This is a genomic window from Scandinavium sp. (assembly GCF_051650185.1).
Taxonomy (GTDB): domain Bacteria; phylum Pseudomonadota; class Gammaproteobacteria; order Enterobacterales; family Enterobacteriaceae; genus Scandinavium.
Genome location: NZ_JBOFIN010000126.1, coordinates 1 through 26,186 on the forward strand (window position 1 = coordinate 1; position 26,186 = coordinate 26,186).

Below are 26,186 nucleotides of genomic sequence, written 5' to 3' on the forward strand. Positions count from 1 at the left end.
GATAACCCGAAACCATCAGTGCCGGACAATGTGGCAGCTGCTGAGAAAAGTTCACCATTTTATGGAAACAGTCAGCCCATTCCCCGGAGGAAAACATGGTCAGGCAAAAGTGTAGCGGTATTAGGCGCAGCTATTTAGAGCAACTGGTACTGGCCGAAGAAAGCCTTATCGCAATTGACGGCCAACTGTTAAAGCACGATGCCGATCTTGCATGGCGTAAGCGGGCAGAGAATGCCCGCCGGACAATCGGACAGAAGAAACGCATCATTACCGCCCGCCTGTCCATTCTTCGCCAGCAGGAGAAGGAGCATAACCGGCAGATGCATCACACGCGTGACAGCTATCTCATTGCAGAACTGCGGGAGATTGTCACCCCCTCTTCCTTCCTGCGCTGCGTCAACCGAGCTGAAGCAAAGCTGGAGGCCGCCAATGGGTGAAATGGTCGATTTGAATGATGAACTGGTGCGCTCAACCGTCAACGTCGACGATGGTTGCGACTGGACGGCATGGATTATCTGGAACATGCGCAAAAACTATTTCATCCATAACCGGATTTCATTGCGGCCACCCGCCAGGCCACAAGTGGCGAAACCCCGCTTTGAGGCCAAGAAGAAACCTCGGAAGCGCGCCCACCGTGAGCAATTGGAGGCGAGTGATGCATAAGGCTTTCGAAATGTGGGTCCACCAGCGGTATGGCAACCGCTACGACCTGACGCGAGATTGTGACGGCTTTTACTGCCGTGAAGTGGTTAAACGTATGTTTGATGTGTGGTGCCACTGCCGTGGCCTGAATGTGGTGTGAGGTAGGTATGAAGAATGTTGATTATCAATCAGCGATCGATGTGCTGCGTAAACGCGCGGAAGAGGAGTTAGCAAAGGGTTACCGAGCTCACCATTACGCCCTTATTTATGCGGCAAATGAACTGGAAAATGCCCAGGCATTTGGGCAGGAGGTCGGTCATGAGTCTTGATTGCGTACCACTTTCAACCTACTGCCGGGAGGCTGGCGAAACGGTTGAAGCCGTTAACAAACGGATACAAAGGGGGCTGTGGGTTGAGGGCGTCCATGTATTAAAAGTCGATGGCGTAAAAGAACGTTGGATCGATTTATCGGAGGTTTCAAAGTGGGCAAGGCAGAACAAGGATCCTTATCTCTCCCAAGAGGCGTAACCTTACGCCAGCATAAAACCGGCTCGACGCTGGTTATCACCTTCACCTATAAAGGGGTTCTGTGTAGAGAACCCCTCTCTAAAATGGACACCACCAGCCGCGGCATAAAATATGCCGACCGCCTGCTGGGGGAAATACAGAACCAGATTAGCAGCGGCACGTTCGACTATTCGAAATACTTCCCCAACTCCAAAAAGCTGGAGCTGTTCGGGGTGGTGAAGAAAACCAAAAATATAAAATCTTATCTCGATGAATACCTGAAAATCTGCGAGAACCGCAACCTGTCACCATCCACAATCGGCGGCTATGAAAAATGTGTGTCTGCGCTTTCATCGCTGCACCGGCTGCACGTTGCCGAGCTGACCCCGGCTGTGCTGAAAAACTGGATTGCCAGCAGGAAAACCAAGCTGAAAACGATCAGGAATAACCTGTCGTTCCTGCGTAGCGCCATTGATGAAGCGGTGACCGATGGCCTGCTGACTATCAACCCGGTGACGCTGGTCAGCGCCAGCCGGTACCACGTGATCGACAGCACGCCGAACCCCGATGATTACGAGGTGGATCCGTTCACTCCTGCAGAGGCCAGCGCCATTTACCTGCACTGCAGGTTTCAGGAATGGAAAAACCTGTTTCGCTTCGCGTTCAATACCGGGTTACGCAGTTCAGAGCTGTGCGCGCTGCGGTGGGCCGACATTGATTTTGTCGAGAACACAGCGCACGTTCAGGCCGCCAGTGTTGTGGGCGTGCTGAAAGGCACCAAAACAAAGGCCGGTACCCGTAAAGTAGAGCTGAACAGCGAAGCGCTGCTGGCGCTGAAAGACCAGAAACCTTTCACCTCGATGAAAAGCGATTTCATATTCAGCGATCCGAAAACAGGCGAGCCCTGGGCGAATTCTGACGCCATCCGTAAAAAAGCCTGGGTGCCAACACTCAAGAAAGCGGGCGTGCGTTACCGCAACCCCTACCAGACCCGGCACACTTTCGCCACACGGCATATTAGCCATGGCGTGAACCTTTTCTGGCTGGCGGGCCAGATGGGCCACAAGGGGCCAGAAATGCTGTTCAGGCATTACGGATCCTACCTAGCAGAATACGACGGTCGCACATCAGTTCATTCAGCTAAGCTTTAGAGATCACATAAAATTCACAAATGAGCGTACTTGCGTGACGGATAATTTTAATTGGTAGAAGCATTTTTTGTGTTGCTTAACTATGCGTTAGGCAACTATGGTAGAAGTGAACTTGGCGCTTGACATATGGTCCAAGTTATAGAAGAAATGGACTACTTTTAACCGATGTGTAGGTTATGCTACAATCCCGCGCCCTCGATTTTTGGGGGAGCCAGAAGAACCTCAAACGGAGCATTTGAGGTCAACAAAAGGAGGTCTTTATGTCAGAACTGGTCATGAAGATGTTTGGTTTAAGCGGCTTTGTCAAAGGTGGACAAGCCATGGCTGATCGCTTAAACAAATCAGGCGTGAAGAACATTAAAGTTGTCGGGCGTGGCGCTGTAGTTGTTGATACAGCTGCAGATCCAGAGAAGATAGATCGGCTTAGAAAAGCTGCTCGTAGATTTATCGAGCAAGATGCAAAAGCTGTAGCAGCTGCAAAAACTCACACCAAGGACACCGACGATTAACTAATGTTTGCGCTACTTATCATACCATTGCTTGTCAGTGGTTCGCTGCTCGTTACATCATCTCATAACATAAAACTCTTCTTCCGTTTGCACCGATACGATGGCCAACTTCTTTACATGAAGGTGGCCACGTACGGTTTCTATGCGAGTCTTGCTGCGATCATCGTGGCCTACACAATCAAATTTTTATGCCCAAGTTTGACTTTTGCTACATGGCTATCCCATCTCATTGATGGCAGTTCAGATCCAAAAGAGAACCGTATAACATCCTGGCTGATACTTTTGTCAGTGACTACCGTCGGTCTTGCATGGCTTTGGCTGCAATACTGCCGGCTTCGTATATACGTTGCTGCATGGCTAATCACCCATGAACCAAAAGATGAAGAAAGCATCAACTTTTCAAAGCAAGTAATCAGGCTAAATGAGTTGGGGAAACTGCTCTCTGATGGCTCACTTGGACAGTTGTTTTTCGATTCGGCGACCGAAGATAGGCCTGTTCTGGTAAGCCTTAAATGCCGAAAGGTCTATGTTGGTACAGTAAACATGATAAGCGAGCCGAACGAAAAGCAAGGTCCAAACCTCGAAATTTCAATAAGCCCGATAATGTCGGGGTATCGAGATAAAGATACATTGAGAGTGCTTTTCTCAAACGACTACAACGATCTGGAAGATGTTGATACCAGCATAATATTCCCGCTCAACGAAGTGTCTCACGCCTCTTGGTTCAATATGGACATACATGAAAAGGTCGATAATAACCGAGAGCCTAAGCCAATAAGTAACCGAAAATCCAAACGGAAGTATGGTCGAAATCGGAAATAAAGATCGCAAATGCGGTCTTTTTTTGTTCGGCCTCACCATCCCGCCAGGCAACTTCTACGCCTAAATATTTCAAAATATTGGACAGAATCAGGACGTTACGAGGACAACAATATGCACGCAAACTGCACGCAGGTGTATTTCAGGGCGCAGGATTGTTATAAATCATGAACTTAGATTACTTTCGGGTGTGGGTTCAACTCCCGCCAGCTCCACCAAATAAAACAAGGGGTTACGTGAAAACGTAGCCCCTTTTTTTAGCTTGTGTCCACATTACATCCACAGCCTTACCTTCTTAATGTCTGACGGAGTAGATATGGAACGACTCATACCGCAACCAGTAATCGCCGTTGTATCGGACTTTATAGCTCTTGCCGAAACCCACGCTACCTTAGATAGTCTCTTTGCCTATGCTGATGCTCCTGGAGAACCGCCAATCGGTTCAAAACCAGCAAAAGCTTTAGAGTGGCTTCGACGTATTAATAAAGAGAGCGATGACCCTCTAGCAATCCTGGGTAGACTCATTGAAAACTATATGGAATCTGAACTTCCCAAAAACCCTTATTATGAATGGGAAAAAAAGAAAATTGATTTCGTAAAGAAACTTCCAGACATTCTTGCACGCTATGGCATGAGATACGTCTCCGGGGGGTTGATTACTAATGGCTCATCACTTTCTTCTCTACCTTTGAAAGAGGCTATTCAGAGACGAAATGCTCCAGCTGTTGAAATGGAGTTTACCCGCGCACTTGAGAACTTGCATTCTGACCCTAGAGAAGCTGTATCTGCCGCATGTAACATCCTCGAATCAACCTTCAAAGTCTATATTACTGACGAGAAGTTGCAGACTCCTGCAAAACAAGATCTGCAAGGCTTATGGAAAGTTGTTCGCGATTCTCTTGGACTTGATACTAAGGCAGTGGAAGATGAAGACCTCAAGCGAATCTTGAGTGGTCTGTACTCTTTGACTGATGGAATCGGAGCACTTCGAACTCATGCGAGTTCTGCCCATGGCGCTGGAAGGAAAATGTATAACCTCAAGCCTCGTCATGCACGCCTAGCCATAAATGCCGCTCATACACTTACCATGTTCATTCTTGAGTCATGGGATGAACAAAAGCAAAAAGACTCAAATAGGCATTGAGGATTAATTCTATTGGTGATGATGAAATGAAAATTAGTCTAACAGGAATCTCTTGGGCATTGCTCTCAGCTTACGCCATAGGGAATGGCTTATTGTATTCATGGATTTTTTGGATTGCTTTAACATCAACATTTTGCAATACGTTTCAATATATGACCTTCTAGCATCGATTATTTATATAGTAGCCATTCCTGTAGCTATATTGATAGTGTTTTCCCTCTTGGTGCAAGTAATGATGATAGACGCAGGAACACAAAAATCTGAACCCATAAAAAGAACGACTAAGTTTTCGAACATCAAAAAAATGATTAATAACATAATGCATTTATGTCTTAGTGCATTTATGCTGTACGTCATGATAACAACATATAATGAAAGTGAAGGCATTAAAAAAACCATAGTAGCTTTACTAATATTCCTCCCTGCCATAATGATCATTAGCGGTTTGAAAACTAATTTCCTAGGCGGCTCAATTCCACTTTCAAGCACAGTATTAGCTGTAGGGATTTTCACTCCTATATTCTTAGCAATGACTGCTTTTACCCAAGCAGACAACATAATAAATGGAAAAGATACTTATACTGTTCAATCTGATTCGCCATGTACATCAGAAAACAATACTCAGTATAGGTACATATCCTCAATATCAGATAAAGCCTTTGCTATTTCATTAAAAGATAGCAGCATATGCGTATTCAAATACAGCTACATTAAATTAATTCGTGAGAGACCACCACATATTCCCCCCCCATCAAACAGGATTTAAATCATTGTGCAATGTCAGAAATTTCAAGTGACATTGCATTATGTTTATTTTATATCACTTTATTATTTCTTTTAATTTATCAGCAATGACTCCTGTGGCCACTTTGGCCTTGGATCAACATAAAAACTCATTAGCAAATATACTTCCCACAATTTCGTGAGTTTCAAATATCTTTAATACTGACGTGCATCCCAGAAAAATTTTGAAAGCTCGATGAATTTATAATTGTGAGGAAGTAGCTAAATATTAACATCAAGAATTAATAATCAAAGCACTCCCAGGATTCTTCTTCTTGTAACGGTGATACTGCAAAATCAACTCGGCCAACTCGTCGTCTACGGCGTAAAAGTACGCTTCCGGAACATCGAGCACCGCAGCCAGTTTGCAGACTAATTTGAAGTCTGGGGCGTGAACCTCTTTTTCATAAGAACTGATCCGAGCGCTGGCTGATTCTTCATCCAGACCAGCACGTACGCCCAGCTCAGCTTGCTTCAGGTCTGCGCTTACTCTTGCGATCTTTAGTCTTCTACCAATCACGGCTTCAATTCCTTTCCTCTGTAAGTACAGGAATTATCCGCTTCAGGATCAAGAGCCTCTTCAAGCACTTCCTTACCTATTAAAGGAATACTTGAATATGGGATGATTTCAGAGCAATATTCAAGCATTACGTGATTAATCACTGTTACTGAGGAATCTGTAATGAATAAATCGATAACTGAAAACTGGCACCCAGCCGACATAATAGCCGCACTCCGCAAGCGCGGCACAAGCCTGGCGCGGGTGTCGCGTGAATCTGGGCTGGCGTCTTCGACGCTTGCGAATGCGCTGAATCGTCCGTGGCCGAAAGGTGAGTGGCTGATTGCCAACGCGCTTAATGTGCATCCGGCGGTTATCTGGCCGGACCGATATCTCGGCAGTCATGACACCCGTTTACCTAAGAAACTGCCTTATTCTGCTTCGTGAAATCCGCAATCCCGGGGCTTGTTGCCCCGTGCTGTAAGCAACAGACTCGTCTGGACGCCACTCTCCCCAGACAACTTTGCACTTCCCTTACACTCTCTCTCGCTATTTGATCTATAAAGACTCGGTATTGTTGTTAACAACGAGGTCACCTTATGCTCAAGAAATCACTGCTTCCCCTCACGCTCCTGCTTGCCGCCAACGTAGCTTTTGCAGCCGTCCCCGATGAACAGCAAAACAAAGAGAACGTGCTGAAGTTTTATCACTACGCGTTAAATGATAAAAACTTTGAGGCTGCGAAGCCTTATCTGGGCGAGGAGTATAAGCAGCACAACCCTACGGCAAAGGATGGCGTAGAGGGCTTTAAGGAGTTTATTGCGTTCCTGAAAACAAAATACCCCGACTCGCACAGTGAGATTAAGCGTGTGCTGACGGATGGTGATTATGTGGTGCTGCATGTCGAAACCACGGGGCGGGAACCCGGTGTCTCGAAGGCGATTATTGATATTTTCCGTCTCGATAAGCAGCACAAGATTGTGGAGCATTGGGATGTTATCCAGACTGTCCCGGAACACTCTGCCAACAGCAACGGGATGTTCTGACGGCTTTCACTCTTCAGTGAAGCCAACACCCAACCTCACAAAACCCAACTATTTTCCCAATATTAAGCTTTTTTTAATCTTTCCTTCTGTCCTGTCTGGCGAACTGGTTTTTTATGCCGTTAAAAACCAAATTCGCCCGATATCCCTTTTTTATATCCAGATGATAATAACTTTCATTATCATTCTTCGACCGTTGTGATTTAATCCGCCTGATTACCCTCTCTGGTGCAAAAACACTCACTTTTATAAAGGATTAACTTATGAAATTTGGCGTATCGTCTTTGTGCTCGCTGGCGATGATGACTTCCTCGATGCTGCTTTCGCCTCAGGCAATGGCGGCGGATAACAACGAAGGCATCGTGGTGTACAACGCGCAGCATGAGAACCTGGTTCAGGCGTGGGTGGATGGCTTCACCAAAGAAACCGGCATTAAGGTGACGCTGCGTAACGGCGGCGACAGCGAGCTGGGCAACCAGCTGGTGCAGGAAGGCAGCGCTTCCCCTGCCGACGTGTTCCTGACTGAAAACTCCCCGGCGATGGTGCTGGTCGATAACGCCAAGTTGTTTGCGCCGCTGGATGCCGCAACGCTTGCTCAGGTGGCTCCGGCTTACCGTCCTGAACACGGCCGCTGGATTGGTATTGCCGCCCGTAGCACCGTGTTCGTTTACAACCCGGCGAAACTGTCTGAAGCTCAGCTGCCACATTCCCTGATGGATCTGGCAAAACCTGAGTGGAAAGGCCGTTGGGCGGCTTCCCCGTCTGGTGCTGATTTCCAGGCTATCGTCAGCGCAGTTCTGGCCCTGAAAGGCGAGAAAGCGACGCTGGACTGGCTGAAAGCGATGAAAACTAACTTCGTGGCCTACAAAGGCAACAGCACGGTGATGAAAGCGGTGAACGCAGGTCAGATTGATGGCGGCATCATCTATCACTACTACCGCTTTGTTGATCAGGCGAAAACCGGCGAGAACAGCAAAAACACCAAACTCTACTACTTTAAACATCAGGATCCGGGCGCATTCGTCAGCATCTCGGGTGGCGGCGTGCTGGCTTCCAGCAAACATCAACAGCAGGCTCAGGCCTTTATGAAATGGATCACCGGTAAAGCAGGCCAGGAATCTCTGCGCACCAACGATGCCTTTGAATATGCGGTCGGTGTGAACGCAGCGTCCAACCCGAAACTGGTTCCGCTGAAAGAGCTGGATGCACCAAAAGTCGAAGCTTCCACGCTGAACAGCAAGAAGGTTATCGACCTGATGACTCAGGCTGGCCTGCTCTGATTGAAATGACTGTGGTGAGTGCTTAATGTCCGTTGTGAATGTTAGCGAGAAGTCTCTCGCGCCACGCCCGGTGCCGTCACATCGCCCCGCGCCTGTGATGGTGATGCTGGCAGTGATGGTCTCACTGCTGGCGCTTCTCCCGCCTGCCTTTGTGGTTTACATCGGCTTTGATACCGGCTGGGAGACCGTTAAAGCACTCATCTTTCGCCCGCGTGTTGCTGAGCTTCTCAGCAACACGCTGCTGTTAGTGCTGGTGACCGTTCCGCTCAGTGTTTTTGTCGGCGTGCTGCTCGCCTGGCTGACCGAACGCACAACGCTTGCTGGCAGGCGGCTCTGGTCGATGCTGGCGGTTGCGCCACTCGCCATTCCGGCGTTCGTACAAAGTTATGCCTGGGTCAGCGCCGTCCCCTCAATTCACGGTCTGGGCGCTGGCGTGTTTCTTTCAGTGCTCGCCTATTATCCCTTTATTTATCTGCCCGTTGCCGCTGTGCTGCGCCGTCTTGATCCCACGCTTGAAGATGTTGCCGCTTCATTAGGTACTCCGCCGCTGCGCGTTTTTTACCGCATTGTTCTGCCGCAATTACGCTTACCGGTTTGGGGCGGTGCGCTGTTGGTGGCGCTGCATCTGCTGGCGGAATACGGGCTGTATGCGATGATCCGCTTCGACACCTTCACAACCGCCATTTACGACCAGTTCCAGTCCACGTTTAGCGGCCCGGCGGCCAATATGCTGGCGGGCGTGCTGGCGCTTTGCTGTCTGGCAATCCTGACGCTGGAAGGTGCCACGCGCGGCAAAGCGAGATATGCACGAGTGGGTGCCGGAGCGCCTCGCGAACAAAAGCGCTGGCAGCTGAATGCGGCTTTCCAGTGCTTCGGGCAGGTCTTTGCCTTGATCGTTATTCTGTTGGCCTTTGCGGTGCCACTGGCGGTACTTTGCCGCTGGCTGTGGCTTGGCGGCATCGAAAACTGGAACCAGGCCAATCTGTGGACGTCACTCCAGCAAACGCTGGTGCTCGCGGGCAGCGGCGCGATGGTAACGCTATTAGCCGGAGTGCCGATTGCGTGGCTGTCGGTTCGCCATCCTCGCCCGCTGTTCCGGGTGCTGGAAGGCTGTAATTACTTCACCAGCTCGCTGCCTGGCATTGTGGTCGCGCTGGCGCTGGTGACGGTCACGATTCATTACGCGCGCCCTGTCTACCAGACTGAAATCACGCTGTTCCTGGCTTACCTGCTGATGTTCGCTCCGCGTGGGTTGATCAACCTGCGCGCGGGTATCGCTCAGGCGCCTGTCGAACTGGAAAACGTGGCCCGCAGCTTAGGGAAAACGCCCGCCGTTGCGCTGTGGAGCGTCACGCTGCGCCTTGCCGCGCCGGGTGCCGCCGCCGGGGCCGCTCTGGTGTTCCTGGGTATTTGTAATGAGTTAACCGCCACGCTGTTGCTCTCTCCGCTCGGCACCCGCACGCTGTCGACCGGGTTCTGGGCGCTGACCAGCGAAATTGATTATGTTGCCGCAGCGCCTTACGCCCTGCTGATGATCCTTATCTCGCTGCCGCTCACCGGCATTCTCTACGTGCAGTCACAAAAACTAGCAGGGTTGTAAGATGATTGAGTTATCGGGTATTTCGAAGACATTTGGCCAGACGACGGTGCTGGACGACATCAGCCTGAAGGTGAAAGCCGGAAGCAGAACGGCAATTGTCGGGCCATCCGGCTCTGGCAAAACCACGCTGCTGCGCATTCTTGCCGGGTTTGAGATTCCGGATGGCGGGCATATCTCGCTGGGCGAAAAAGTGCTGTTCGATCAGAACACGTTTATTCCCGCCCACGAACGCGGAATTGGATTTGTGCCGCAGGAAGGCGCGCTGTTCCCGCACATGAAAGTCGGCGACAACATCGCTTACGGCCTGAAAGGGTCGAAAGAAGAAAACCGTCTTCGCGTGGCGGAGCTGATGGCGCTGGTGTCGCTCGATACTCGTCTTGCCTCGCACTGGCCGCACGAGATATCCGGCGGGCAGCAGCAGCGTGTGGCGCTGGCTCGGGTGCTCGCACAAAAACCCGCCTTGATGCTGCTGGATGAACCGTTCTCCGCACTCGATACCGGCCTTCGTGCCGCCACGCGTAAAGCCACGGCTGATTTGCTCGAACAGGCTGGCGTGGCCTCCATTCTGGTGACTCACGATCAGCAGGAGGCGCTCTCGTTTGCCAGCCAGATTGCGGTGATCCGTCATGGCCGTTTTACGCAGGTCGGCTCCCCTGTCGACGTTTATACCCAGCCCGTGGATGAAGAAACCGCGCTGTTCCTTGGCGACGCGCTGATCTTCCCTGCGCAGGTGAACGGCGGCGTGGCGCGTTGCTGTCTGGGTGATATTTCAGTCAGCAATCCTCAGCATACGGGCGAGAGACGCATTATGCTGCGCCCGGAACAGCTGATGATTACAGCGGCCCACCAGCAGCCAACCGCTATGATTAGCGAGGTGGATTTTACCGGGCATCTTTCGACGCTGACGTTAACGGCTCCCGGCTGGCCGATGCCGTTGCAGGTGAAAACGCTCAGCCAGCAGCACTGGCAGAAAGGCGCGGCGGTCAACGTGGCGGTCAACGGTCACGCCTGCGTTTTAGCCGCCTGAGCCACTTGTTACAGTAGCCCACTTTTCTGCGTGCCGGGCTACTGCTACTCTTTAGCCCCGGAGCTTCGTGCTCGTTAGCAAACTGTCAGGCAACTCAAATGAAAACTATCACCCTCAGTGACATGCATCAGCAGAGCGACGCGGCGGCCAAATCTCCACGTTTACGCGCTCACCGTAATCTTCACCCTGAATTAAGCGACCCGGTACAGCGACTGGCGATTGCCATGGAGCCGGGTACCTATGTCCGCCCGCACCGCCATCCGCATACCTTTGAACTGCTGTTTGCGCTGAGTGGGCGTTTCCTGGTGCTGAACTTTGATGACCAGGGCAAAGTCACCCACCGCGTGGTGCTGGGTGAAGAGTGCAAAGTCGTTGAGATGGACGCTGGCACCTGGCACTCGGTGCTCTCTTTAGACAAAGGCGGCGTGATTTTTGAAGTCAAACACGGTGGCTATCAGCCGGTTGCCGAAGAAGATTTTGCCGCCTGGTCTCCGGCTGAAGGTGAACCCGCCACCGTCGACCTGCTGCGCTGGTCTGCAATGGCGCAAATTGGCGACAGCGGTTTCAAAGCCTGAGTCCTTCTGCTGCGCGAAGTGGACTCCCCGCTTCGCGCCCCTGACATCCCTTCCTGAGACGCAAACCACTTCACAACTCTGCAACATCCCGATTCCGACGCTTCCGCCCGCATGTTAGGCTGCGAGCATGTCTCTGGCCCTCTTCGTTGCAGGTCGCATGAAATCCAGACTCCCTTTTCAGGTGAAGCTTTTTCTGTCGCTGGTGCTGTTTTCCTGCCTGCTGCTGGCGATTCTGGGCGGGGTGCTTTATCACGTCATCGACAAGCAGTTACACCACGACTTAGGGCAGCGTGCGCGGGTACAGGCCAGTGAAATTGCCCTGATGCCGGGGCTGGCAGAGAAAGTCGGGGCGCGGGATACCAAAGGCATTGCGAACCTGATCCAGCCGCTGCGTGCGCAAAGCGATGCCAGCTATATCGTTATCGGAGACGTGAACGAGCAGCATCTGTATCACTCCGAAACGCCGGAACGCCTGAATCTGCCGATGATTGGCGGCGACAACGCCGAGGTGCTGCGCGGCAAAACCATTATCTCAATGCGCAAAGGTGGCATTGGCGTTTCCCTGCGCAGCAAAGCGCCCATTTTCGATGCTCAGCATCGGGTGATCGGCATTGTTTCCGTCGGCTATCTCACCTCTTACATCGCCAACATTAACGCCCGTTTACTGTGGCAGGCGGCGTTTTATGGCCTGGCGCTGCTGTTGCTGCTGTTTCTCTTTTCTTGGATGTTCACCCGCAACGTGAAAAAGCAGATGTTCTGGCTGGAGCCGAAAGAGATCGCCCTGCTGGTGCGGCAGCAAAAAGCACTTCTCGAAGCGATGTACGAAGGAGTTTTTGCCGTCAACGCTGAACGGCAACTTCTGTTGATTAACCGGGCAGCCCGCGAGCTGCTCGATTTAACGCAGACAGAAGACAAGCTGATTGGCAAACCGCTGGATCAGGTGGTGCACCTTCCCCCGGCGTTTTTCGCCGACAGCAGCCTGGCGCAGCACGACCAGATTATGGTGCTCAATCAGAAGCAGATGATCGTCAACCGCGTGGCGATTGCGCTTGAGCCGAACGAGGCCAACGGCTGGGTGTTCAGCTTCCGCGATAAAAACGACATCAACACCCTGAGCAGCCAGTTAAGCCAGGTCAGGCGCTACGCCGACAACCTGCGCATCATGCGCCACGAACAGCTTAACTGGACGGCCACGCTGGTCGGCCTGCTGCAAATGCAGCGCTATGACGATGCGATCCGCTACATTCAGGCCCAGTCGGAAGGCGCGCAGAAGGTGCTGGATTTTGTCTCTTCGCGCTTTACCTCTCCGGCGCTGTGCGGGCTGCTGCTGGGGAAATACGTCAGCGCGCGGGAAAAAGGCATTGAGCTGCAGTTTGATCCAGCGTGCCAGCTGATGCGCATTCCACAAGGGATCAGCGAAACAGAGCTGATGTCGGTGGTGGGGAATCTGCTGGATAACGCCGTGGATGCCACGCTGAAAACGCCTTTGCCCCATGCGCCGGTTGAACTCTATATCTCCGATCGTAATCAGGAGCTGCTGATTGAAATCGCCGATCAGGGCTGCGGCGTGGAAGATGCCCTCAAGCCGCACCTGTTTGAACAGGGCGTGACCAGTAAACCACAGGCGGGCGAAGAGGTTGCCGGAGCCGAGCACGGCATTGGCCTCTATCTGGTGGCAGGCTATGTCGATAATGCCGGCGGCAGCATTGAAGTGACGGACAACACGCCGCAGGGCACGCTGTTTTCCGTGTTCATCCCTTTTGAGACAGGAGAGGTTCATGACTCACAGCCAGCCGCTTGATGTCGTCATTGTGGAAGATGAGCCGCATCTGGCCGAACTGCATCGCGAATATATTGAGCAGAATTTTCATCTGCGCGTCGTCGGGATCGCCAGCACGCTGGAGCAAGCTCGCGCCCTGCTGCAACGCCACCAGCCGAGGCTTATCCTGCTCGATAACTATCTGCCGGACGGGCAAGGCGTGGACTTAATCGACAGCCCGTTGCTGAAGAGCTTTGAGTGTTCGGTGATTTTTATTACCGCCGCCAGCGATATGCAGACCTGCAGCCACGCGATGCGCAGCGGAGCTTTTGATTACCTTATCAAACCGGTGTTTTTCCAGCGCCTGCGGGCTTCTCTGGAACGCTTTATGCTACTGGTGCACACGCTACGCCAGCAAAAAGTGGTCGATCAGCACGCGCTGGATAAGCTGTTTAACCTGCCCGCCGCCGAAAATTCAGCCGTGCCGTCAACCAAAGGCATTGAACCGAATACCCTTGAACGAGTGAGACAGGCTTTCACGGAAGATCCAGACAGAACCTGGTCTGTGGAACAGGTGGTGGAACAAACCGGCATCAGCAAAACCACCTGTCGGCGTTACCTGGAATATTGCGTGGAAACGGGGTTTATTGGCGCAGAACTTCAGTACGGCAGTATCGGGCACCCTCGCAGGCTCTACCGCAAGCGGCCCGACGCAGAATAATGCGCTTACTACCAAAACGGGTTGGGTGCCGGATATTTGCTTAATGCCTGAAAAATTTTACACTGAACTCAGATAGCCCATTTTCATTTATAGGTTAAAAAATGATAAAAACACCTGCAGAATATACGCCTGTTGACCTGGCTCGCTGGGCAAGAAAAGAGCATTTTGAGGTGTTTCAGTCCTTTGCTCAAAGTACCATTAACCAGACGGTGCTGGTCGATATTACCGCGCTACTAAAATATATTAAGGAAGTGGGCTGGAAGTTTTACCCGACTATTATTTCCCTGCTTTCTGTGGTCGTAAACCGTCATCCGGAATTTCGTATGGCGATGAAGAATAATGAACTGGTCACCTGGAATGAGGTTCATCCAAGCTATACCATTTTCCATAAAGAAACGGAGACCTTCTCTTCATTATGGAGTCACTTCGATGGCAATATTCAGAACTTCCAGCAAGTTTATGCAGAGGATATTGCACGCTACGGGGATAATCTCTCTTATTGGCCGAAGGAAGAATCGCGAGAAAATATATTTTTCGTGTCCGCCATTCCCTGGGTAAGTTTTACCAGTTTTAATGTCAACGTGGCTAATATGCAGAACTTTTTTGCCCCCATGTTCACGTTTGGGAAATACTCCTCTCAGGAGGGAAAAGTCGTGCTGCCTCTCGCCGCTCAGGTGCATCACGCCGTGTGCGACGGCTTCCACCTGGCAAGGCTGTTCAATGAGTTACAGGAGATGTGTGATGACATACGGCAGCTTTCTAATGCACTCAATACCTGAGGCCTTCAAGACCTCATGGTAAAAAGAACATCATCCCGTTAACCGTGTTTGATTTTCCCATCGATACAGGGCTGAGGTTTACCGAACAAATACCCTTGAACAAAATCACAGCCAAGCGCCTGAAGGCTTTCCAGCTGCTCCTGCGTTTCAACCCCTTCCGCAACGGCTTTCATGTTGAGGGACTTCGCCATACCGGTGATAAGCCTGATGATATTAAGGGCGTCTTGCTGCGTCGACAGGGAACGCACAAAGGACTTATCGATTTTGATTTTATCGAAGGCAAGACTGCTGAGGCGCGATAAAGAAGAATAACCGGTACCAAAATCATCAATGGAGATATTTACCCCCATCGCCCGCAGCTTGTTAAGCGCATTCATCGGCATAGAACTCTCAGTAAAGAGAGTCGATTCCGTCACTTCAAGTTCAAGGCGCTGAGCGGGAAGCCCCGTTTCATTCAGTATGGACAGCACCATGCCGGCAAAGGCTTTGCTGCTGAGCTGGACAGGCGAAACGTTGACTGAAATTTTGGCCGGGACCACCCAGGAAACGGCTTCCCGACAGGCGAGTTCAAGCACCGTTTTTCCCATCTCGTTAATCATGCCGGTCTTTTCTGCCACCGGAATAAAGCTGTCCGGCGACAGGAGGCCCTTCAGAGGATGTATCCAGCGAATAAGGGCTTCATAGCTGTAAATGTCCTGAGTGAAAGAGTCCACAATAGGCTGGTAGTAAACCACGAATTCTTTATTCACTAACGCCGTGGCCATATCATGCTCAAGGGTTCGGCTCTCCTGGAGCTTATCCAGCATCCATTGCCGGAAGACTTTTATCTTACCTGCGCCCTCTTTTTTGGCTTCATAAAGCGCCAGATCGGCAAATTTATACAGATAGTCGGAGCGGCGTTCTGTGTCTGAGAGAACAATGCCGACACAGGTGGTGATATTGATAATCGTGTTATTAATCGTGTAGGGATGATTAATAGCCTCGCATATTTTTTGCGCTCGCGACACGGCGCTGCTTTCCGTCAACCCACTCGAGAGAAAGGCAAACTCATCCCCACCTAAACGATAAAGCGAATCTGACGTCAGGCCCCTCGAAATAAGACGATGTGATATCTGGCGTAATAACATATCGCCGACATCATGCCCATAGGTATCATTGACCTCTTTGAACCTGTCTAAATCAAACAACATCACACTCACCGAGCTATTGCTTTTTACTGCCGTCTCGATGGTTTCATTTAAATTCTCCCAGAAAAAATGCCGGTTATTCATCTCGGTCAGGGAGTCATGGTAGACGTCATACTCAAGCTTTGCATTCTGGACCTGCAGCTGTTCTTTCGATTCCTGCAGTGCTTCAGCAAGGCTCTTTACCTGAAGGTGAGCCTTGAGAATATTTCTGTTTTGAACAAAGATCAGCCCACCCAGGATCGCACTCATAATGATCAGCAACGCCGACGTCGCGGAGTAAATGTAGTACAGGGTGTTAATGTTGAGGTTGGCATCATTGATCGCGTTGATGTCTTTGTCTAACGCGCTGGACGACAAACGCCCCAGCGGCGCATCAAGCGCGTGCATGGTTTCCAGGTAGGCCTGAAGCTGCGGGCGGTTCATTTTTTCAAGATGACTGTCCAGATAATCCAGTGTCTTTTGAAGCTGTACCGCCAGTGCATGATGGGCTTTGCTGTTTTCTATGTAGCTACTCAGATCACCTTGCTTCATCAAGTCACTCTGGCTGAGCATAATGTCGAGACGCATGCGCACATCATCCAGCGTCATCGTCTCATCGACAGCGTAAAGACCCAGTAACGATTCAAACCGGTAATACTCTGAAACGACCTGTGCCGCTGACCACGAAGCCGCGTAGTGAGTCAGCTTCTGTAACTCCTGCTGCCGTTCATGCACAAGGAAAGAGATATACCCGGTGGAGAGAAAAAGGAAACAAATGATGCCAGCCAGAATTCTGTTCATGTTGGTCGTCTGACCCCTTACTCAATACTCATTCTGCTGACCTGCCAGGCCGACCTGGAGTAATAAATCTGATTATTGAGTTCAGGCAGGCTGTCATACGGGTAAACAACAAACAATGGGCCCTTATCACGGACACGCATATATTCTCCGTTGACCTTTAAAGCAAGGATAACGTTGTATTTCTTAAAATCACTGAGGGGGATTTCGGTGGTGTAGTCATTGAGCGCAGTGACCTTAACCACTGTCCCTTTCGCCCCGACATAATCCATGAGTTTTTGCAGTGAAATACCCGTAAAGGTTGTGCGGCCATTATACCAGGGAGAAGTGGTCTGGAAGCTGACCATCCCCAGTTTCTCAAGACTGGCGAGATCAAAAACGGCTTTGCCAGCGTCATTGGTATTTTCGATATGACCTGAGATCGTTAAAAGGGCTTTACCGGCAGGTTTGGAAAGTTCGCCCGCCCAGACCTGTGTGGAGAGCACAAAGCTTAACAGCATGACAATGAATCGCATTCTGACCTCGTCTTTCAACCGGATGTTAAAGAATTATAATTTAGTTATTGCGCTATTTATATATGGCCCAGGGCTATTGTTAATGCAATCCGTTGATCAATATTATAATCAATTAAAATCAAACAGTTAAATAATCCCTTCTTTTTCTGCTGATTAACAAAGATCGGTGCCGTTATTTGACCTAAGCCAAACAGCGTGACATCTGTGCAAAAAACAAGCTATTTATTGGCTCTGCACAAATAAACGCAGCGATATTTTCGTGGTTTTTATGGTGTTAATTGCTTAAAAAAGGCCAGCAATCACACTTCGGGCACGTTGCCTGCCGCCCCCTATTGTCTGATTATCGCCATCCGCTATGTTGAGTTTTGACTAATAAAATGTAACTGAAAGGTTAACTACAATGTCGAACACAACACTCCGTCTCTCTGTGCTTACTGCTACTGTGCTTTTCTCTGTATCCGCGCTGTCGGCCCTGCCGCAAGGCTATCCGGCGGACTATCAAAAGGTGGTCGATGCCGCCACCAAAGAAGGCAAAGTGGTGATTTACTCCACCACCGACACCAAAGCGGCCGGGCCGTTGATTCAGGGCTTCGAGGCCACTTACCCGGGCATCAAAGTCGAATACAACGACATGAACAGCACCGAACTGTATAACCGCTTTATCAGCGAACAGGCGGCTGGCGGCGGCAGCGGCGACGTGGTCTGGAGCTCTTCCATGGACACCGCCCTGAAGCTCGCGACCGACTACGCTCAGGAGTACAAATCGCCTGAACAAGGCCAGTTGCCAAAATGGGCCGTCTGGAACAACAAGGCCTATGGCACCACCTATGAGCCCGTGGTGTTTATCTACAACAAACGCCTGATCCCGGCGAATGAAGTGCCGGATTCCCACTCCGCGCTGGCAAAACTGATCGCCAGCCAGGCCGATAAATTCAAAAGCAAAGTCACCACCTACGATATCGAGAAATCTGGCCTCGGCTTTATGCTCTCGGTGCAGGATTCCAAAGCCGATCCGAACTACTTCAAAACCCTGGCTGACGTCGCCAAAGGCGGGTTAGCCGTGCAGTCTTCCACCGGCACCATGATGGAAAGGGTCTCCTCTGGCGAAAATCTGATTGGTTTTAACATCCTCGGTTCCTACGCCGAAGCCCGCGCCAAAACTGATCCGTCGCTCGGTATCTCTTATCCGAAGGATTACACCCTGGTGCTGTCTCGCGTGTCGTTCATCAGCCAGCAGGCGGAACACAACAATGCCGCCAAACTGTGGCTGGATTATGTGCTGTCTGAAAAAGGCCAGAGCATCCTGGCAAACCAGGCCGACATCCCGTCCATCCGTAACGATATCGAAGGGAAAAACGACATCGACGGCATGACCAAAATGCTCGGCAAAGCGCTGAAGCCGATCCCGGTTGATGAAAGCCTGCTGGAATACCTGCAACCGAAAAAACGTCTGGATTACATCAAACAGTGGCGCGAAGCGGCCGCCAAATAACCTCTACGTCAAAATAAAGTGATTTTGTAGGACGGATAAGCGCAGCGCATCCGGCAATAAATGCCCGGTGGCGCTGACGCTTACCGGGCCTACTGTCGTTATTCTGGGTTAACTCCAGGGATTTTCTATGAGTACATTAAGCAGAAAGTGGCAGAGCCTGCCACGCGGCGTCGTCGTGTTAATAACCACACTGGTTATCTACATTCCTTTGTCGTTCATTGTGATACAGAGCTTCTTATCCGCTCCGTTCTTTGCCCCGGTCAAAGAGTGGAGCCTGGAATCTTTTGGCTTTATTTTCACCGACCCTGATTTTTACAAGGCGCTGAAGAGCGGCTTTATTCTCGCTTTCGGCCTGGTGGTTATCGCTATTCCACTGGGCGGCGTGCTGGCCTTCTTGATGGTGCGAACCGACCTGCCAGGCCGTCGCCTGATTGAGCCGCTGATCCTCGTGCCGATCTTCGTCTCCCCGATGGTCCTTGGCTTTGGTTACGTGGTGGCGGCAGGCCCGGTCGGGTTCCTGTCGCTGTGGGCGCAAGCGCTGATTGGCTTCGTGCCGTGGAACATCTACGACATGTCGAGCATCGTGGTGATTGCTGGCCTGACGCACGTGCCCCACGCTTATCTTTATATCTCCTCGGCGCTGCGTAGCGTCGGGTCTGATGTGGAAGAAGCCGCCCGCATCTCCGGCGCTTCGCCGTTGCAGGTGATGACCGCCGTCAGCCTGCCGATGGTGCGACCTTCTATTCTCTACGCCATCGTGCTGCTGTTTTTCCTCGGGCTGGAAGTGTTCGGCCTGATGCTGGTGCTCGGTGACCCGGAAGGCAACATGGTGCTGGCGACTTACCTGTACCAGCTGACCAATAAACTCGGTACGCCGTCTTATCACCTGATGGCCGCGGTGGCCGTGGTGCTGATTTGTATCACCATCCCGCTGGTGATGTTGCAACGCCGCCTGATGCGTACCGCCAACCGCTTTGTCACCATGAAAGGCAAAGCCTCCCAGGCTCGTGCATTGCCGCTGGGTAAATGGCGCTGGGTCGCCGGTGCCGTGGTCGCCTTCTGGCTGACGGTGACGATTGGCGTGCCGCTGCTGGGCGTAGTGCTGCGTGCGTTTATCTCTAACTGGGGCGTGGGCGTGTCCCTCTGGGATGAGCTGTCGCTCAACACCTTCCGCACCATCTGGCAGCAGCCGAACCTGCTGCGCGCTATCGTCAACTCGATGTCGATTGGCGTGCTGGGCGGCGCGCTGGCGGTGGGCTGCTATCTGTTTATCGGCATCGCCATGCACCGCAAGCCGGACAACACCACCCGCTTCCTCGATTACAGCGTTCTGGTGCCACGCGCGGTGCCTGGCCTGCTCGCCGGGCTGGCGTTCCTGTGGGTGTTCCTGTTCCTGCCAATGTGGCTGGATAACGCCCTGAAATCCGGCTGGCTTTCCGGCATGCCGTGGTCGCAGTGGCTGCGCGATAACCTGATTGTCTGGCTGCGCGGGCTTCGCAGCACCATCTTCAGCGTCTGGCTCGCTTACACCGTGGTGTGGATGGCTTACGGCCTGCGGCTGATCTCCTCCACGCTGTTGCAGGTGGCGCCGGAACTGGAAGAAGCGGCACGCAGCACCGGGGCGACGCGTGGGCAAATTACCCGCCACGTCACCATCCCGTTGTCTCGCTACGGTCTGATTGGCTCCTGGCTGCTGATGTTCCTGATTTTCGAACGCGAATACTCTACCGGCGTGTATCTGCTTTCGCCGGGTACGGAAACCATCGGCTCAATGCTGGTTTCCCTCTGGGCGGCGGGCGCGATTGATATCGTCGCAGCGCTCTCTTTTATCAACATCCTGCTGGTCGTGGTCGGTCTGGGGATTGCCCTTCGTTTTGGAGTCAAATTACATGATTGAGTTAACGGTCGATAATCTGCATTTAACCTACGGCGACAATCCTGTGCTGAAGGGTGTGTCGATGAACCTGAAGCGCGGCGAAGTGGTGTCATTGCTGGGGCCTTCTGGCAGCGGCAAAACCACCCTGCTGCGTGCGGTTGCCGGGCTGGAAAAGCCGACACAGGGTGCAATCGTCATCGGCAATAACAAAGTGTATGACGGCACGCCGCGCAGCGAAGTGCCTGCCGAAGAACGCAACCTCGGGCTGGTGTTCCAGTCCTATGCCCTGTGGCCGCACAAAACCGTGTTTGAGAACGTGGCCTATCCGCTGAAGCTACGCAAAGTGCCGGCAAAAGAAATCACCCAGCGCGTGCAGGATGTGCTGGATCAGCTTGGCCTCGGGCATCTGGGCAAACGCCATCCGCACCAGCTATCCGGTGGGCAGCAACAGCGCGTGGCGATTGGCCGGGCGCTGGTTTATAACCCGCCGGTGATTCTGCTGGATGAGCCGCTGTCGAACCTTGATGCCAAGCTGCGCGAAGAGGCCCGCGTGTTCCTGCGGGAACTGATCATCAAGCTGGGCTTATCCGCGCTGATGGTGACGCACGATCAGAACGAAGCGATGGCGATTTCCGACCGCATTCTGCTGCTCAACAACGGCAAAATTGAGCAACAGGGCACGCCGCAGGAAATGTACGGCTCGCCGAAAACCTTGTTCACCGCCGAATTTATGGGCAGCAACAACCGTCTGCACGGCAAAATCACGGAAGTGAGGGACGGCAAAGCGTGCATTGAAGGCAGCGGCTGGTCGCTGTGGGGCAGAGCTGCGGAGGGCGTGCAAAGCGGCCAGGAAGGCACGGCGGTCATACGTGTGGAACGCGTGACGCTGGTTGAAGGGCCTGGCGAAAATCAGCTTGAGCTGCCGCTGCTGACCAGCATGTATCTCGGCGATCGTTGGGAATACCTGTTCCGCACTTCAGGCGATGATTTTGTGATCCGCGCGTATGGCGCTGAGGTTCGCGATCCGCAGCATTGCCACCTCGCCCTGCCAGAAAACCATCTTTGGATCTTCCCGAAAGGCTGATCCAACAAGGGAGCGGTATACCGCTCCCTTTTACGTTAACTGGCCCGCCAGTATCCAACGCTCACCAGCACCGCCACGTTGAGAATAACACTGAGCATAAACAAGGTGCGGAACGGCTGTTTCTGCGTTTTATGCCGAAACAGTTCCTGCGCCACTAAAGCGCCAGCCCAACCGCCCACCAGGCCTAACAGCAGCAGCGTTTTTTCCGGCACGCGCTGCCAGCTTTTGCGCGCCGCGTGTTTGTCCAGGCCATAAACCAGCCACGTCAGGGTATTCACTGACAGTAACCAGGCCACAAGAGACTGAAAATAAAAGAGACTGACCGCCAAAAGCAGGGCAAGCAGTACAGCGCAAAACAGGTTAATTCTCATCGTGCCAGACGTCCTTTTCACCGATTCGAACGCAATATGCCGCGTTTTACTGGCCAGTGCAATGCGGCACAGCCCGCCCAGCGTCAGGTTAATTTTAAACAACTCCACGGTTGTCGCATTTAAACGCTCTCGACTAAGATCTTCTTTATCATCCCTTTTTATTTCCGCACTCAGGCGGGTGGAAGCTCTATGCTGGACAATACTCTTGCGTCTCTACGGCAGAAGCTGTGGAAAAAGCGTCTTCCCCTGTTAGTGACACAGGATGCGCGAACAGGAAATCCTTACAACTATTATTCCGTCCATCTGGTCGATGTCGATCATTACCGCTATCAGCTGCTGGATTTTCATGATGACACCGTGGTGATCGCCCGTTGGGATTACGACACCTGCAGCTATAAAGAAAAACGGCGGATTTCGCTTTCCGGGCTCGATGAAATGCAGCCAGAAATTATCCATCACCGGAAATATGGCCCGGTGAGATTTAACGGGATAATCGGCTTTAGCTTTCACTACCGCACTCGCCTTAAATACCTGAAGACGTTAATCAGTCGCGGCAAAGGAACGCTGGTTTCGACCTTTGTTGGCAATAAAGAGCTGAAAAGCCGTGACCGCATTTCACTGCTGAATCTGCTGGTGAATGAGTACATCCAGCAACGGCCGTCGAAACTCAATACCGGCGTGACGGTGGATGAGGTTATCGAGCTGCTGTATGGCAAGTTATGGTACCGCCACATCCGCAATGAGGAGTTTCGCCGTAAGGTGACGCTGCTGCTGAAATCCCTGGTGATCACCGAAGATCTGACGCAAAAAGACGATCGCTATTTTGTCCAGCCTAAGTCGATCGCCACCATCGTCGATTATGAAAAAGAAGAGCGGCGTACGCTGCAGCAGATGAAAATGCAGCGCAATATCGTGCGTCTGATGCTGGTGATTACCGCCGCGACGCTGCTCATCACGCTGGCACTTTTGGCTCTGGCCGGGGTAGTCGATTTGCACAAAATATGGCATTTCATCATCAACCTGAAACCCCTTCGCGTCCTGCTGAAGCTGGTTTAGCCCTTTACCGGGGGTGCATTGCCCTGCATTCCCCTTTCCCCTGTTCATTCACAGGTCTATGCTTAGCGCTGAACGTCAGTATAAAAACAGAGGTAATGTCGTGGATAAAGAATTGATCGAGGCGGGATACCGCTTATATAGCGGTGAAAAGATCGACGTTTATTTCAAGACCGAGATTTGCCAGCACTCCGGCAACTGCGTGCGCGGTAACAGCCAGCTGTTTAATCTCAAGCGTAAACCCTGGATTATGACGGACAACGTTGATGTGCAAACCGTGCAGCGGGTTATTGATACCTGCCCCAGCGGTGCACTGAAATACCGGCTGAAATGAGGGATTGCCTGACCCGTGCTCATCCTTAAGGTCACTGGAAATGATGGGCTTTTTCCCGATAGAGAGTCCATTCATCCACTCGTTCACCTGAAGGGAAAAGGCAATACGTCACGTTAACACCATGCTCCCTGAGCGTGTCCTGCATCCCACCTTGCTGTGTACAGTAGACCGAAGCCGGGTTGGATATCCCTGCAATGTTCGCCTGTCGATCGTGGGAGCGGCAACCACTGATCAGGACTAACGCCAGTAAAAAACACCCTGTCCTTGCCATGCTGGTCATTAAAATCCCTCTTCCATCATTTAAAGCATTCGTACTCGCGCCCTGTTTTCAATTTACCTTTTTTCGGGGACACGTTCTTACCAAGATATTTCACTCTGTAGTGTTGTTTTAAATCATTGCCAAAAAAATCCCACAACACCTGTATATTATCATCTTGCTCGATATTTTTCTTACTCTTATACGTCATTATCTTTAGAGGGTGTGTGGTCTTTCCTTTTTCTGCGATTGAGATACAGCGCATATTTCCGCAAGAGGAAAATGAAATAAGCAGCAGCAATCCTATGCCAAACGGCATAACTCTTTCCCTGAGCGGTGGCATCATTGACTAGGTGTCGCGTTATTTTAATTGTTATTACTGCGCAATGAACCGTTTAAAAGTATTTTATTATCGATTTATCACGATTATATTTAGCCGCGCATACTGGTTACTGCTACCGAAATGCGCTGGTGCCGACTCCCGGAATCGAACTGGGGACCTACTGATTACAAGTCAGTTGCTCTACCAACTGAGCTAAGCCGGCACTGTTGGCTGAGAAAAATAATATCAGCAATATGCCGCCTGACAACCCAAAAAATATTAAATACGGTAGAGGGAAAAATTAAAAGACATCAGTAACTGTCTGTCACTGAAGATATTTGCCTTGATACAACTGAAGGGATCCTGAAGCAAATAGGTTAACATCGCTTAATCTAAAAAGCGATTTTCCGCAAAGAGACTATCCTTTACAGGTGTAAAATTTCACCCTGACCAGGACACTACAGGAGAAACAATGAACATTCTGGAAGGCAATAACAGCTTTTATGTCAACGATGCCGAGGGCAACCGGGTCGCGGAGGTCGTCTTTGTCCCTACCGGTGAGCACCTGACCATCATCGAGCATACCGATGTTGACGAAAGCCTGAAGGGGCAAGGCGTCGGCAAACAACTGGTGGCAAAAGTGGTGGAAAGAATGCGCCGGGAGAATCGAAAAATCATCCCATTATGCCCCTTCGCTAAACATGAATTTGATACGACGCCGGAGTATGCGGATATCCGTGCCTGATTTGATCCGAGGGGCATGCAAAGAGGGAGCGCCCTGCGATCCCTCTCTCCTGTTAATCCCGGGTTTGTACCCAGAACGCGTGAATCAGACCCGGAATATAGCCAAGCAGCGTTAACACGATATTAATGATAAACGCCCAACCGAACCCTTTACCCAGTAAAACCCCGAGTGGCGGGATCAGAATAGTAAAAACAACACGCCAGAAACCCATACAAACTCCATGCAATAAGGCAAATAAAAAAGTAGTAATACTAAGCATAGCCATTGTCACCTGAGCCGCCATTTTCCTCTATCGGGTTTACCCTCTTTTACCTTTTACGGATTTTTGCACTACGCTTTATCCGGAGAAACACTAAGGAGAAGAAAATGTATTCAGTGGGCGATCTGGTGCAGCCTAAACTCGGCGGCCCAAAAATGAAGATTATAGAAATACGCGGCGATCAGATTGTGACCGTTGCGGCCAGTGATGAAGAAGGAAAGAAATACACGCTGAGCGCGGCAGAGGTGTCGCTCTATCACGAAGATGATGATTTTGGTGTGTGCTGATAAAAACGGTGAGGACTTCTCCTCACCGTTTCTGCATTAGATCAGAAAATCATTCAGTGATTTTCCTTCAGCCAGCGCTTTGGCAATCGGCTTCGGCGTACGTCCCTGGCCGGTCCAGGTTTTTTGCTCCCCGTCCAGGTCGGTGTAACGGTATTTCGCCGGGCGAGCAGCGCGTTTACGGGTGCTTGCCCCTCCCGCTGATTTACCAAGAATGTCATCCGGTGAAATGCCATCAGCCTGCATCATTTCGAGCAGAGCATTAATTTTTTTCTGCTTCTCAGCCAGGCTTTCTTGCAGGCTCTCTTCCTCTGCACGTTTTTCTTCAGTCACAACCCTGAACTTTTCCAGCATTTCTTCAAGAACGTCAATGGAGAATTCACGCGACATGGCACGTAATGTACGAATATTATTAAGTTTCTGTAACATGGTAGACATATATTTTTTAAATTCCTTTGCAACGAACTAAAATGGCACGGCGGGAATAAGTGTATTATATTCAGACCATTTTTTCCACCCGCAAATCAAGCGCCACCTTTTCATTTTAATGTTATTTAAAATAGATTGGCTGACGACACCACACGAAACATTTAACATCCGCATTCGTTATTTCCCCCTATTGAATAAATCAGTACACTGCCTGCAGACCCTAATAACGGCTTTGTTGAATAAATCAGATTTCGGGTAAGTCTCCCCGAAGCAGGTTGTGTTTTCAGGCAATACGCACGCTTTCTGGCATACCTGCTTTCGTCATTTTGTTCAGCGCTCGCACCATGGCCATTGCCTCCGCAAC

General features: G+C 51.2%; 34 protein-coding genes, 1 tRNA gene and 2 pseudogenes. 27 read left to right on the forward strand and 10 right to left on the reverse strand.

The features are described 5' to 3' along the window. The 11 genes and pseudogenes from ACRCWW_RS16840 to ACRCWW_RS16890 all read left to right on the forward strand — a co-directional run. Positions 1-115: pseudogene (locus ACRCWW_RS16840) on the forward strand (IS630 family transposase); the annotation flags it as partial. Continuing rightward, positions 96-437: a hypothetical protein gene (locus ACRCWW_RS16845; protein WP_438683426.1), complete on the forward strand. Its 342-nt coding sequence runs from the start codon at positions 96-98 to the stop codon at positions 435-437. The pseudogene ACRCWW_RS16840 and the gene ACRCWW_RS16845, both read left to right, overlap by 20 nt. After that, the gene (locus tag ACRCWW_RS16850; RefSeq protein WP_438683427.1) at positions 430-663 is read left to right on the forward strand and encodes a hypothetical protein; all 234 of its coding nucleotides are present in this window, start codon (positions 430-432) and stop codon (positions 661-663) included. Before ACRCWW_RS16845 ends, ACRCWW_RS16850 begins: the two co-directional genes overlap by 8 nt. Next, entirely contained in the window at positions 656-802 is a 147-nt protein-coding gene (locus ACRCWW_RS16855; RefSeq protein WP_438683428.1) for a hypothetical protein, read from the forward strand. The genes ACRCWW_RS16850 and ACRCWW_RS16855 overlap by 8 nt, the downstream gene beginning before the upstream one ends. 7 nt (positions 803-809) lie before the next feature. Beyond that, entirely contained in the window at positions 810-971 is a 162-nt protein-coding gene (locus ACRCWW_RS16860) for a hypothetical protein (RefSeq protein ID WP_438683429.1), read from the forward strand. After that, positions 961-1,170, forward strand: a complete 210-nt coding sequence (locus ACRCWW_RS16865; protein ID WP_438683430.1) for an excisionase — start codon at positions 961-963, stop codon at positions 1,168-1,170. The genes ACRCWW_RS16860 and ACRCWW_RS16865 overlap by 11 nt, the downstream gene beginning before the upstream one ends. Then, on the forward strand, positions 1,125-2,300 hold the full coding sequence (locus ACRCWW_RS16870; RefSeq protein ID WP_438683431.1) for an Arm DNA-binding domain-containing protein: 1,176 nt from the start codon (positions 1,125-1,127) through the stop codon (positions 2,298-2,300). The genes ACRCWW_RS16865 and ACRCWW_RS16870 overlap by 46 nt, the downstream gene beginning before the upstream one ends. 260 nt (positions 2,301-2,560) lie before the next feature. Beyond that, positions 2,561-2,809 carry a hypothetical protein gene (locus tag ACRCWW_RS16875; RefSeq protein WP_438683432.1) on the forward strand — a complete coding sequence of 83 codons (249 nt, stop codon included), beginning with the start codon at positions 2,561-2,563 and terminating at the stop codon, positions 2,807-2,809. A gap of 3 nt (positions 2,810-2,812) precedes the next feature. Then, on the forward strand, positions 2,813-3,631 hold the full coding sequence (locus tag ACRCWW_RS16880) for a hypothetical protein (protein WP_438683433.1): 819 nt from the start codon (positions 2,813-2,815) through the stop codon (positions 3,629-3,631). Between the two features lie 313 nt (positions 3,632-3,944). Then, positions 3,945-4,772 carry an abortive infection family protein gene (locus ACRCWW_RS16885; RefSeq protein WP_438683434.1) on the forward strand — a complete coding sequence of 276 codons (828 nt, stop codon included), beginning with the start codon at positions 3,945-3,947 and terminating at the stop codon, positions 4,770-4,772. 52 nt (positions 4,773-4,824) lie between these two features. Next, a complete protein-coding gene (locus ACRCWW_RS16890; protein WP_438683435.1) occupies positions 4,825-5,538 on the forward strand; it encodes a hypothetical protein in 714 nt (237 codons plus the stop codon). A gap of 252 nt (positions 5,539-5,790) precedes the next feature. On the opposite strand, the pseudogene ACRCWW_RS16895 reads toward ACRCWW_RS16890, so the two are convergent. Beyond that, positions 5,791-6,143, reverse strand: a pseudogene (locus ACRCWW_RS16895) (helix-turn-helix domain-containing protein). A 94-nt stretch (positions 6,144-6,237) separates the two neighbouring features. Here ACRCWW_RS16895 and ACRCWW_RS16900 point away from each other — a divergent pair. The 9 genes from ACRCWW_RS16900 to catA all read left to right on the forward strand — a co-directional run bounded on the left by ACRCWW_RS16900 (position 6,238) and on the right by catA (position 14,838). Next, positions 6,238-6,501: a helix-turn-helix domain-containing protein gene (locus tag ACRCWW_RS16900; protein ID WP_438683436.1), complete on the forward strand. Its 264-nt coding sequence runs from the start codon at positions 6,238-6,240 to the stop codon at positions 6,499-6,501. Between the two features lie 152 nt (positions 6,502-6,653). Then, on the forward strand, positions 6,654-7,100 hold the full coding sequence (locus ACRCWW_RS16905) for a nuclear transport factor 2 family protein (RefSeq protein WP_438683437.1): 447 nt from the start codon (positions 6,654-6,656) through the stop codon (positions 7,098-7,100). Between the two features lie 260 nt (positions 7,101-7,360). Then, positions 7,361-8,377 (forward strand): iron ABC transporter substrate-binding protein, encoded by a 1,017-nt coding sequence (locus tag ACRCWW_RS16910; RefSeq protein WP_438683438.1) that lies wholly within the window; start codon positions 7,361-7,363, stop codon positions 8,375-8,377. Positions 8,378-8,402: 25 nt separating this feature from the next. Next, on the forward strand, positions 8,403-9,977 hold the full coding sequence (locus tag ACRCWW_RS16915) for an ABC transporter permease (protein WP_438683439.1): 1,575 nt from the start codon (positions 8,403-8,405) through the stop codon (positions 9,975-9,977). A gap of 1 nt (position 9,978) precedes the next feature. Beyond that, positions 9,979-11,004: an ABC transporter ATP-binding protein gene (locus tag ACRCWW_RS16920; RefSeq protein ID WP_438683440.1), complete on the forward strand. Its 1,026-nt coding sequence runs from the start codon at positions 9,979-9,981 to the stop codon at positions 11,002-11,004. Positions 11,005-11,102: 98 nt separating this feature from the next. Beyond that, on the forward strand, positions 11,103-11,579 hold the full coding sequence (locus ACRCWW_RS16925) for a WbuC family cupin fold metalloprotein (RefSeq protein WP_438683441.1): 477 nt from the start codon (positions 11,103-11,105) through the stop codon (positions 11,577-11,579). A gap of 157 nt (positions 11,580-11,736) precedes the next feature. After that, entirely contained in the window at positions 11,737-13,380 is a 1,644-nt protein-coding gene (locus ACRCWW_RS16930) for an ATP-binding protein (RefSeq protein ID WP_438683442.1), read from the forward strand. Then, positions 13,358-14,059, forward strand: a complete 702-nt coding sequence (locus ACRCWW_RS16935) for a response regulator (RefSeq protein WP_438683443.1) — start codon at positions 13,358-13,360, stop codon at positions 14,057-14,059. Before ACRCWW_RS16930 ends, ACRCWW_RS16935 begins: the two co-directional genes overlap by 23 nt. 101 nt (positions 14,060-14,160) lie before the next feature. Next, positions 14,161-14,838, forward strand: a complete 678-nt coding sequence (gene catA, locus ACRCWW_RS16940; RefSeq protein ID WP_438683444.1) for a type A chloramphenicol O-acetyltransferase — start codon at positions 14,161-14,163, stop codon at positions 14,836-14,838. A 38-nt stretch (positions 14,839-14,876) separates the two neighbouring features. Here catA and ACRCWW_RS16945 read toward each other — a convergent pair whose 3' ends face one another. Continuing rightward, positions 14,877-16,805 (reverse strand): putative bifunctional diguanylate cyclase/phosphodiesterase, encoded by a 1,929-nt coding sequence (locus ACRCWW_RS16945; protein ID WP_438683445.1) that lies wholly within the window; start codon positions 16,803-16,805, stop codon positions 14,877-14,879. 17 nt (positions 16,806-16,822) lie between these two features. Further along, positions 16,823-17,317, reverse strand: a complete 495-nt coding sequence (locus ACRCWW_RS16950; protein WP_438683446.1) for a molybdopterin-dependent oxidoreductase — start codon at positions 17,315-17,317, stop codon at positions 16,823-16,825. A gap of 400 nt (positions 17,318-17,717) precedes the next feature. On the opposite strand from ACRCWW_RS16950, the gene ACRCWW_RS16955 reads away from it, so the two are divergent. The 3 genes from ACRCWW_RS16955 (at position 17,718) to ACRCWW_RS16965 (ending at position 21,769) form a co-directional block, all read left to right on the forward strand. After that, the gene (locus ACRCWW_RS16955) at positions 17,718-18,809 is read left to right on the forward strand and encodes an ABC transporter substrate-binding protein (protein WP_438683447.1); all 1,092 of its coding nucleotides are present in this window, start codon (positions 17,718-17,720) and stop codon (positions 18,807-18,809) included. 127 nt (positions 18,810-18,936) lie between these two features. Continuing rightward, a complete protein-coding gene (locus ACRCWW_RS16960) occupies positions 18,937-20,706 on the forward strand; it encodes an ABC transporter permease (protein WP_438683448.1) in 1,770 nt (589 codons plus the stop codon). Beyond that, the gene (locus ACRCWW_RS16965; RefSeq protein ID WP_438683449.1) at positions 20,699-21,769 is read left to right on the forward strand and encodes an ABC transporter ATP-binding protein; all 1,071 of its coding nucleotides are present in this window, start codon (positions 20,699-20,701) and stop codon (positions 21,767-21,769) included. The genes ACRCWW_RS16960 and ACRCWW_RS16965 overlap by 8 nt, the downstream gene beginning before the upstream one ends. Positions 21,770-21,804: 35 nt before the next feature. On the opposite strand, the gene ACRCWW_RS16970 is transcribed toward ACRCWW_RS16965, so the two are convergent. Continuing rightward, on the reverse strand, positions 21,805-22,140 hold the full coding sequence (locus ACRCWW_RS16970; protein ID WP_438683457.1) for a DUF1294 domain-containing protein: 336 nt from the start codon (positions 22,138-22,140) through the stop codon (positions 21,805-21,807). 189 nt (positions 22,141-22,329) lie between these two features. Between ACRCWW_RS16970 and ACRCWW_RS16975 the strand changes: the two genes are divergently transcribed. After that, positions 22,330-23,196, forward strand: a complete 867-nt coding sequence (locus tag ACRCWW_RS16975; protein ID WP_438683450.1) for a hypothetical protein — start codon at positions 22,330-22,332, stop codon at positions 23,194-23,196. Positions 23,197-23,296: 100 nt separating this feature from the next. Further along, positions 23,297-23,527, forward strand: a complete 231-nt coding sequence (locus ACRCWW_RS16980; protein WP_438683451.1) for a (4Fe-4S)-binding protein — start codon at positions 23,297-23,299, stop codon at positions 23,525-23,527. A 31-nt stretch (positions 23,528-23,558) separates the two neighbouring features. Here the strand turns inward: ACRCWW_RS16980 and ACRCWW_RS16985 are convergent, their stop codons facing one another. From ACRCWW_RS16985 to ACRCWW_RS16995, 3 genes are all read right to left on the reverse strand, one after another. Further along, positions 23,559-23,807: a putative hemolysin gene (locus ACRCWW_RS16985; RefSeq protein ID WP_438683452.1), complete on the reverse strand. Its 249-nt coding sequence runs from the start codon at positions 23,805-23,807 to the stop codon at positions 23,559-23,561. Positions 23,808-23,823: 16 nt separating this feature from the next. Continuing rightward, complete coding sequence (locus ACRCWW_RS16990; RefSeq protein WP_438683453.1) at positions 23,824-24,102, reverse strand: hypothetical protein; 279 nt, start codon at positions 24,100-24,102, stop codon at positions 23,824-23,826. 150 nt (positions 24,103-24,252) lie between these two features. Further along, positions 24,253-24,328, reverse strand: a tRNA-Thr gene (locus ACRCWW_RS16995). 249 nt (positions 24,329-24,577) lie between these two features. On the opposite strand from ACRCWW_RS16995, the gene ACRCWW_RS17000 reads away from it, so the two are divergent. Further along, positions 24,578-24,850 (forward strand): GNAT family N-acetyltransferase, encoded by a 273-nt coding sequence (locus tag ACRCWW_RS17000; protein WP_438683454.1) that lies wholly within the window; start codon positions 24,578-24,580, stop codon positions 24,848-24,850. A gap of 52 nt (positions 24,851-24,902) precedes the next feature. On the opposite strand, the gene ACRCWW_RS17005 is transcribed toward ACRCWW_RS17000, so the two are convergent. Continuing rightward, complete coding sequence (locus ACRCWW_RS17005; RefSeq protein WP_404658812.1) at positions 24,903-25,061, reverse strand: YqaE/Pmp3 family membrane protein; 159 nt, start codon at positions 25,059-25,061, stop codon at positions 24,903-24,905. Between the two features lie 155 nt (positions 25,062-25,216). Here ACRCWW_RS17005 and ACRCWW_RS17010 point away from each other — a divergent pair, with 155 nt between their 5' ends. Continuing rightward, the gene (locus ACRCWW_RS17010) at positions 25,217-25,396 is read left to right on the forward strand and encodes a hypothetical protein (protein WP_438683455.1); all 180 of its coding nucleotides are present in this window, start codon (positions 25,217-25,219) and stop codon (positions 25,394-25,396) included. Positions 25,397-25,432: 36 nt separating this feature from the next. Here ACRCWW_RS17010 and stpA read toward each other — a convergent pair whose 3' ends face one another. Together stpA and ACRCWW_RS17020 are read right to left on the reverse strand one after the other, a co-directional pair. Beyond that, positions 25,433-25,831 carry a DNA-binding protein StpA gene (gene stpA, locus ACRCWW_RS17015; RefSeq protein ID WP_438683456.1) on the reverse strand — a complete coding sequence of 133 codons (399 nt, stop codon included), beginning with the start codon at positions 25,829-25,831 and terminating at the stop codon, positions 25,433-25,435. Between the two features lie 274 nt (positions 25,832-26,105). Further along, positions 26,106-26,186: hypothetical protein (locus ACRCWW_RS17020; RefSeq protein WP_259293634.1), on the reverse strand; the 81-nt coding region annotated here is incomplete at its 5' end.

What these genes read in the sequence shown, in the direction of transcription:
- ACRCWW_RS16845 (WP_438683426.1), top strand. Translation starts at nt 96, where the DNA reads ATGGTCAGGCAAAAGTGTAGCGGTATTAGGCGCAGCTATTTAGAGCAA.
- ACRCWW_RS16850 (WP_438683427.1), top strand. Translation starts at nt 430, where the DNA reads ATGGGTGAAATGGTCGATTTGAATGATGAACTGGTGCGCTCAACCGTC.
- ACRCWW_RS16855 (WP_438683428.1), top strand. Translation starts at nt 656, where the DNA reads ATGCATAAGGCTTTCGAAATGTGGGTCCACCAGCGGTATGGCAACCGC.
- ACRCWW_RS16860 (WP_438683429.1), top strand. Translation starts at nt 810, where the DNA reads ATGAAGAATGTTGATTATCAATCAGCGATCGATGTGCTGCGTAAACGC.
- ACRCWW_RS16865 (WP_438683430.1), top strand. Translation starts at nt 961, where the DNA reads ATGAGTCTTGATTGCGTACCACTTTCAACCTACTGCCGGGAGGCTGGC.
- ACRCWW_RS16875 (WP_438683432.1), top strand. Translation starts at nt 2,561, where the DNA reads ATGTCAGAACTGGTCATGAAGATGTTTGGTTTAAGCGGCTTTGTCAAA.
- ACRCWW_RS16880 (WP_438683433.1), top strand. Translation starts at nt 2,813, where the DNA reads ATGTTTGCGCTACTTATCATACCATTGCTTGTCAGTGGTTCGCTGCTC.
- ACRCWW_RS16885 (WP_438683434.1), top strand. Translation starts at nt 3,945, where the DNA reads ATGGAACGACTCATACCGCAACCAGTAATCGCCGTTGTATCGGACTTT.
- ACRCWW_RS16900 (WP_438683436.1), top strand. Translation starts at nt 6,238, where the DNA reads ATGAATAAATCGATAACTGAAAACTGGCACCCAGCCGACATAATAGCC.
- ACRCWW_RS16905 (WP_438683437.1), top strand. Translation starts at nt 6,654, where the DNA reads ATGCTCAAGAAATCACTGCTTCCCCTCACGCTCCTGCTTGCCGCCAAC.
- ACRCWW_RS16910 (WP_438683438.1), top strand. Translation starts at nt 7,361, where the DNA reads ATGAAATTTGGCGTATCGTCTTTGTGCTCGCTGGCGATGATGACTTCC.
- ACRCWW_RS16915 (WP_438683439.1), top strand. Translation starts at nt 8,403, where the DNA reads ATGTCCGTTGTGAATGTTAGCGAGAAGTCTCTCGCGCCACGCCCGGTG.
- ACRCWW_RS16920 (WP_438683440.1), top strand. Translation starts at nt 9,979, where the DNA reads ATGATTGAGTTATCGGGTATTTCGAAGACATTTGGCCAGACGACGGTG.
- ACRCWW_RS16925 (WP_438683441.1), top strand. Translation starts at nt 11,103, where the DNA reads ATGAAAACTATCACCCTCAGTGACATGCATCAGCAGAGCGACGCGGCG.
- ACRCWW_RS16930 (WP_438683442.1), top strand. Translation starts at nt 11,737, where the DNA reads ATGAAATCCAGACTCCCTTTTCAGGTGAAGCTTTTTCTGTCGCTGGTG.
- ACRCWW_RS16935 (WP_438683443.1), top strand. Translation starts at nt 13,358, where the DNA reads ATGACTCACAGCCAGCCGCTTGATGTCGTCATTGTGGAAGATGAGCCG.
- catA (WP_438683444.1), top strand. Translation starts at nt 14,161, where the DNA reads ATGATAAAAACACCTGCAGAATATACGCCTGTTGACCTGGCTCGCTGG.
- ACRCWW_RS16945 (WP_438683445.1), bottom strand. Translation starts at nt 16,805, where the DNA reads ATGAACAGAATTCTGGCTGGCATCATTTGTTTCCTTTTTCTCTCCACC.
- ACRCWW_RS16950 (WP_438683446.1), bottom strand. Translation starts at nt 17,317, where the DNA reads ATGCGATTCATTGTCATGCTGTTAAGCTTTGTGCTCTCCACACAGGTC.
- ACRCWW_RS16955 (WP_438683447.1), top strand. Translation starts at nt 17,718, where the DNA reads ATGTCGAACACAACACTCCGTCTCTCTGTGCTTACTGCTACTGTGCTT.
- ACRCWW_RS16960 (WP_438683448.1), top strand. Translation starts at nt 18,937, where the DNA reads ATGAGTACATTAAGCAGAAAGTGGCAGAGCCTGCCACGCGGCGTCGTC.
- ACRCWW_RS16965 (WP_438683449.1), top strand. Translation starts at nt 20,699, where the DNA reads ATGATTGAGTTAACGGTCGATAATCTGCATTTAACCTACGGCGACAAT.
- ACRCWW_RS16970 (WP_438683457.1), bottom strand. Translation starts at nt 22,140, where the DNA reads ATGAGAATTAACCTGTTTTGCGCTGTACTGCTTGCCCTGCTTTTGGCG.
- ACRCWW_RS16975 (WP_438683450.1), top strand. Translation starts at nt 22,330, where the DNA reads ATGCTGGACAATACTCTTGCGTCTCTACGGCAGAAGCTGTGGAAAAAG.
- ACRCWW_RS16985 (WP_438683452.1), bottom strand. Translation starts at nt 23,807, where the DNA reads ATGACCAGCATGGCAAGGACAGGGTGTTTTTTACTGGCGTTAGTCCTG.
- ACRCWW_RS16990 (WP_438683453.1), bottom strand. Translation starts at nt 24,102, where the DNA reads ATGCCGTTTGGCATAGGATTGCTGCTGCTTATTTCATTTTCCTCTTGC.
- ACRCWW_RS17000 (WP_438683454.1), top strand. Translation starts at nt 24,578, where the DNA reads ATGAACATTCTGGAAGGCAATAACAGCTTTTATGTCAACGATGCCGAG.
- ACRCWW_RS17005 (WP_404658812.1), bottom strand. Translation starts at nt 25,061, where the DNA reads ATGGGTTTCTGGCGTGTTGTTTTTACTATTCTGATCCCGCCACTCGGG.
- ACRCWW_RS17010 (WP_438683455.1), top strand. Translation starts at nt 25,217, where the DNA reads ATGTATTCAGTGGGCGATCTGGTGCAGCCTAAACTCGGCGGCCCAAAA.
- stpA (WP_438683456.1), bottom strand. Translation starts at nt 25,831, where the DNA reads ATGTCTACCATGTTACAGAAACTTAATAATATTCGTACATTACGTGCC.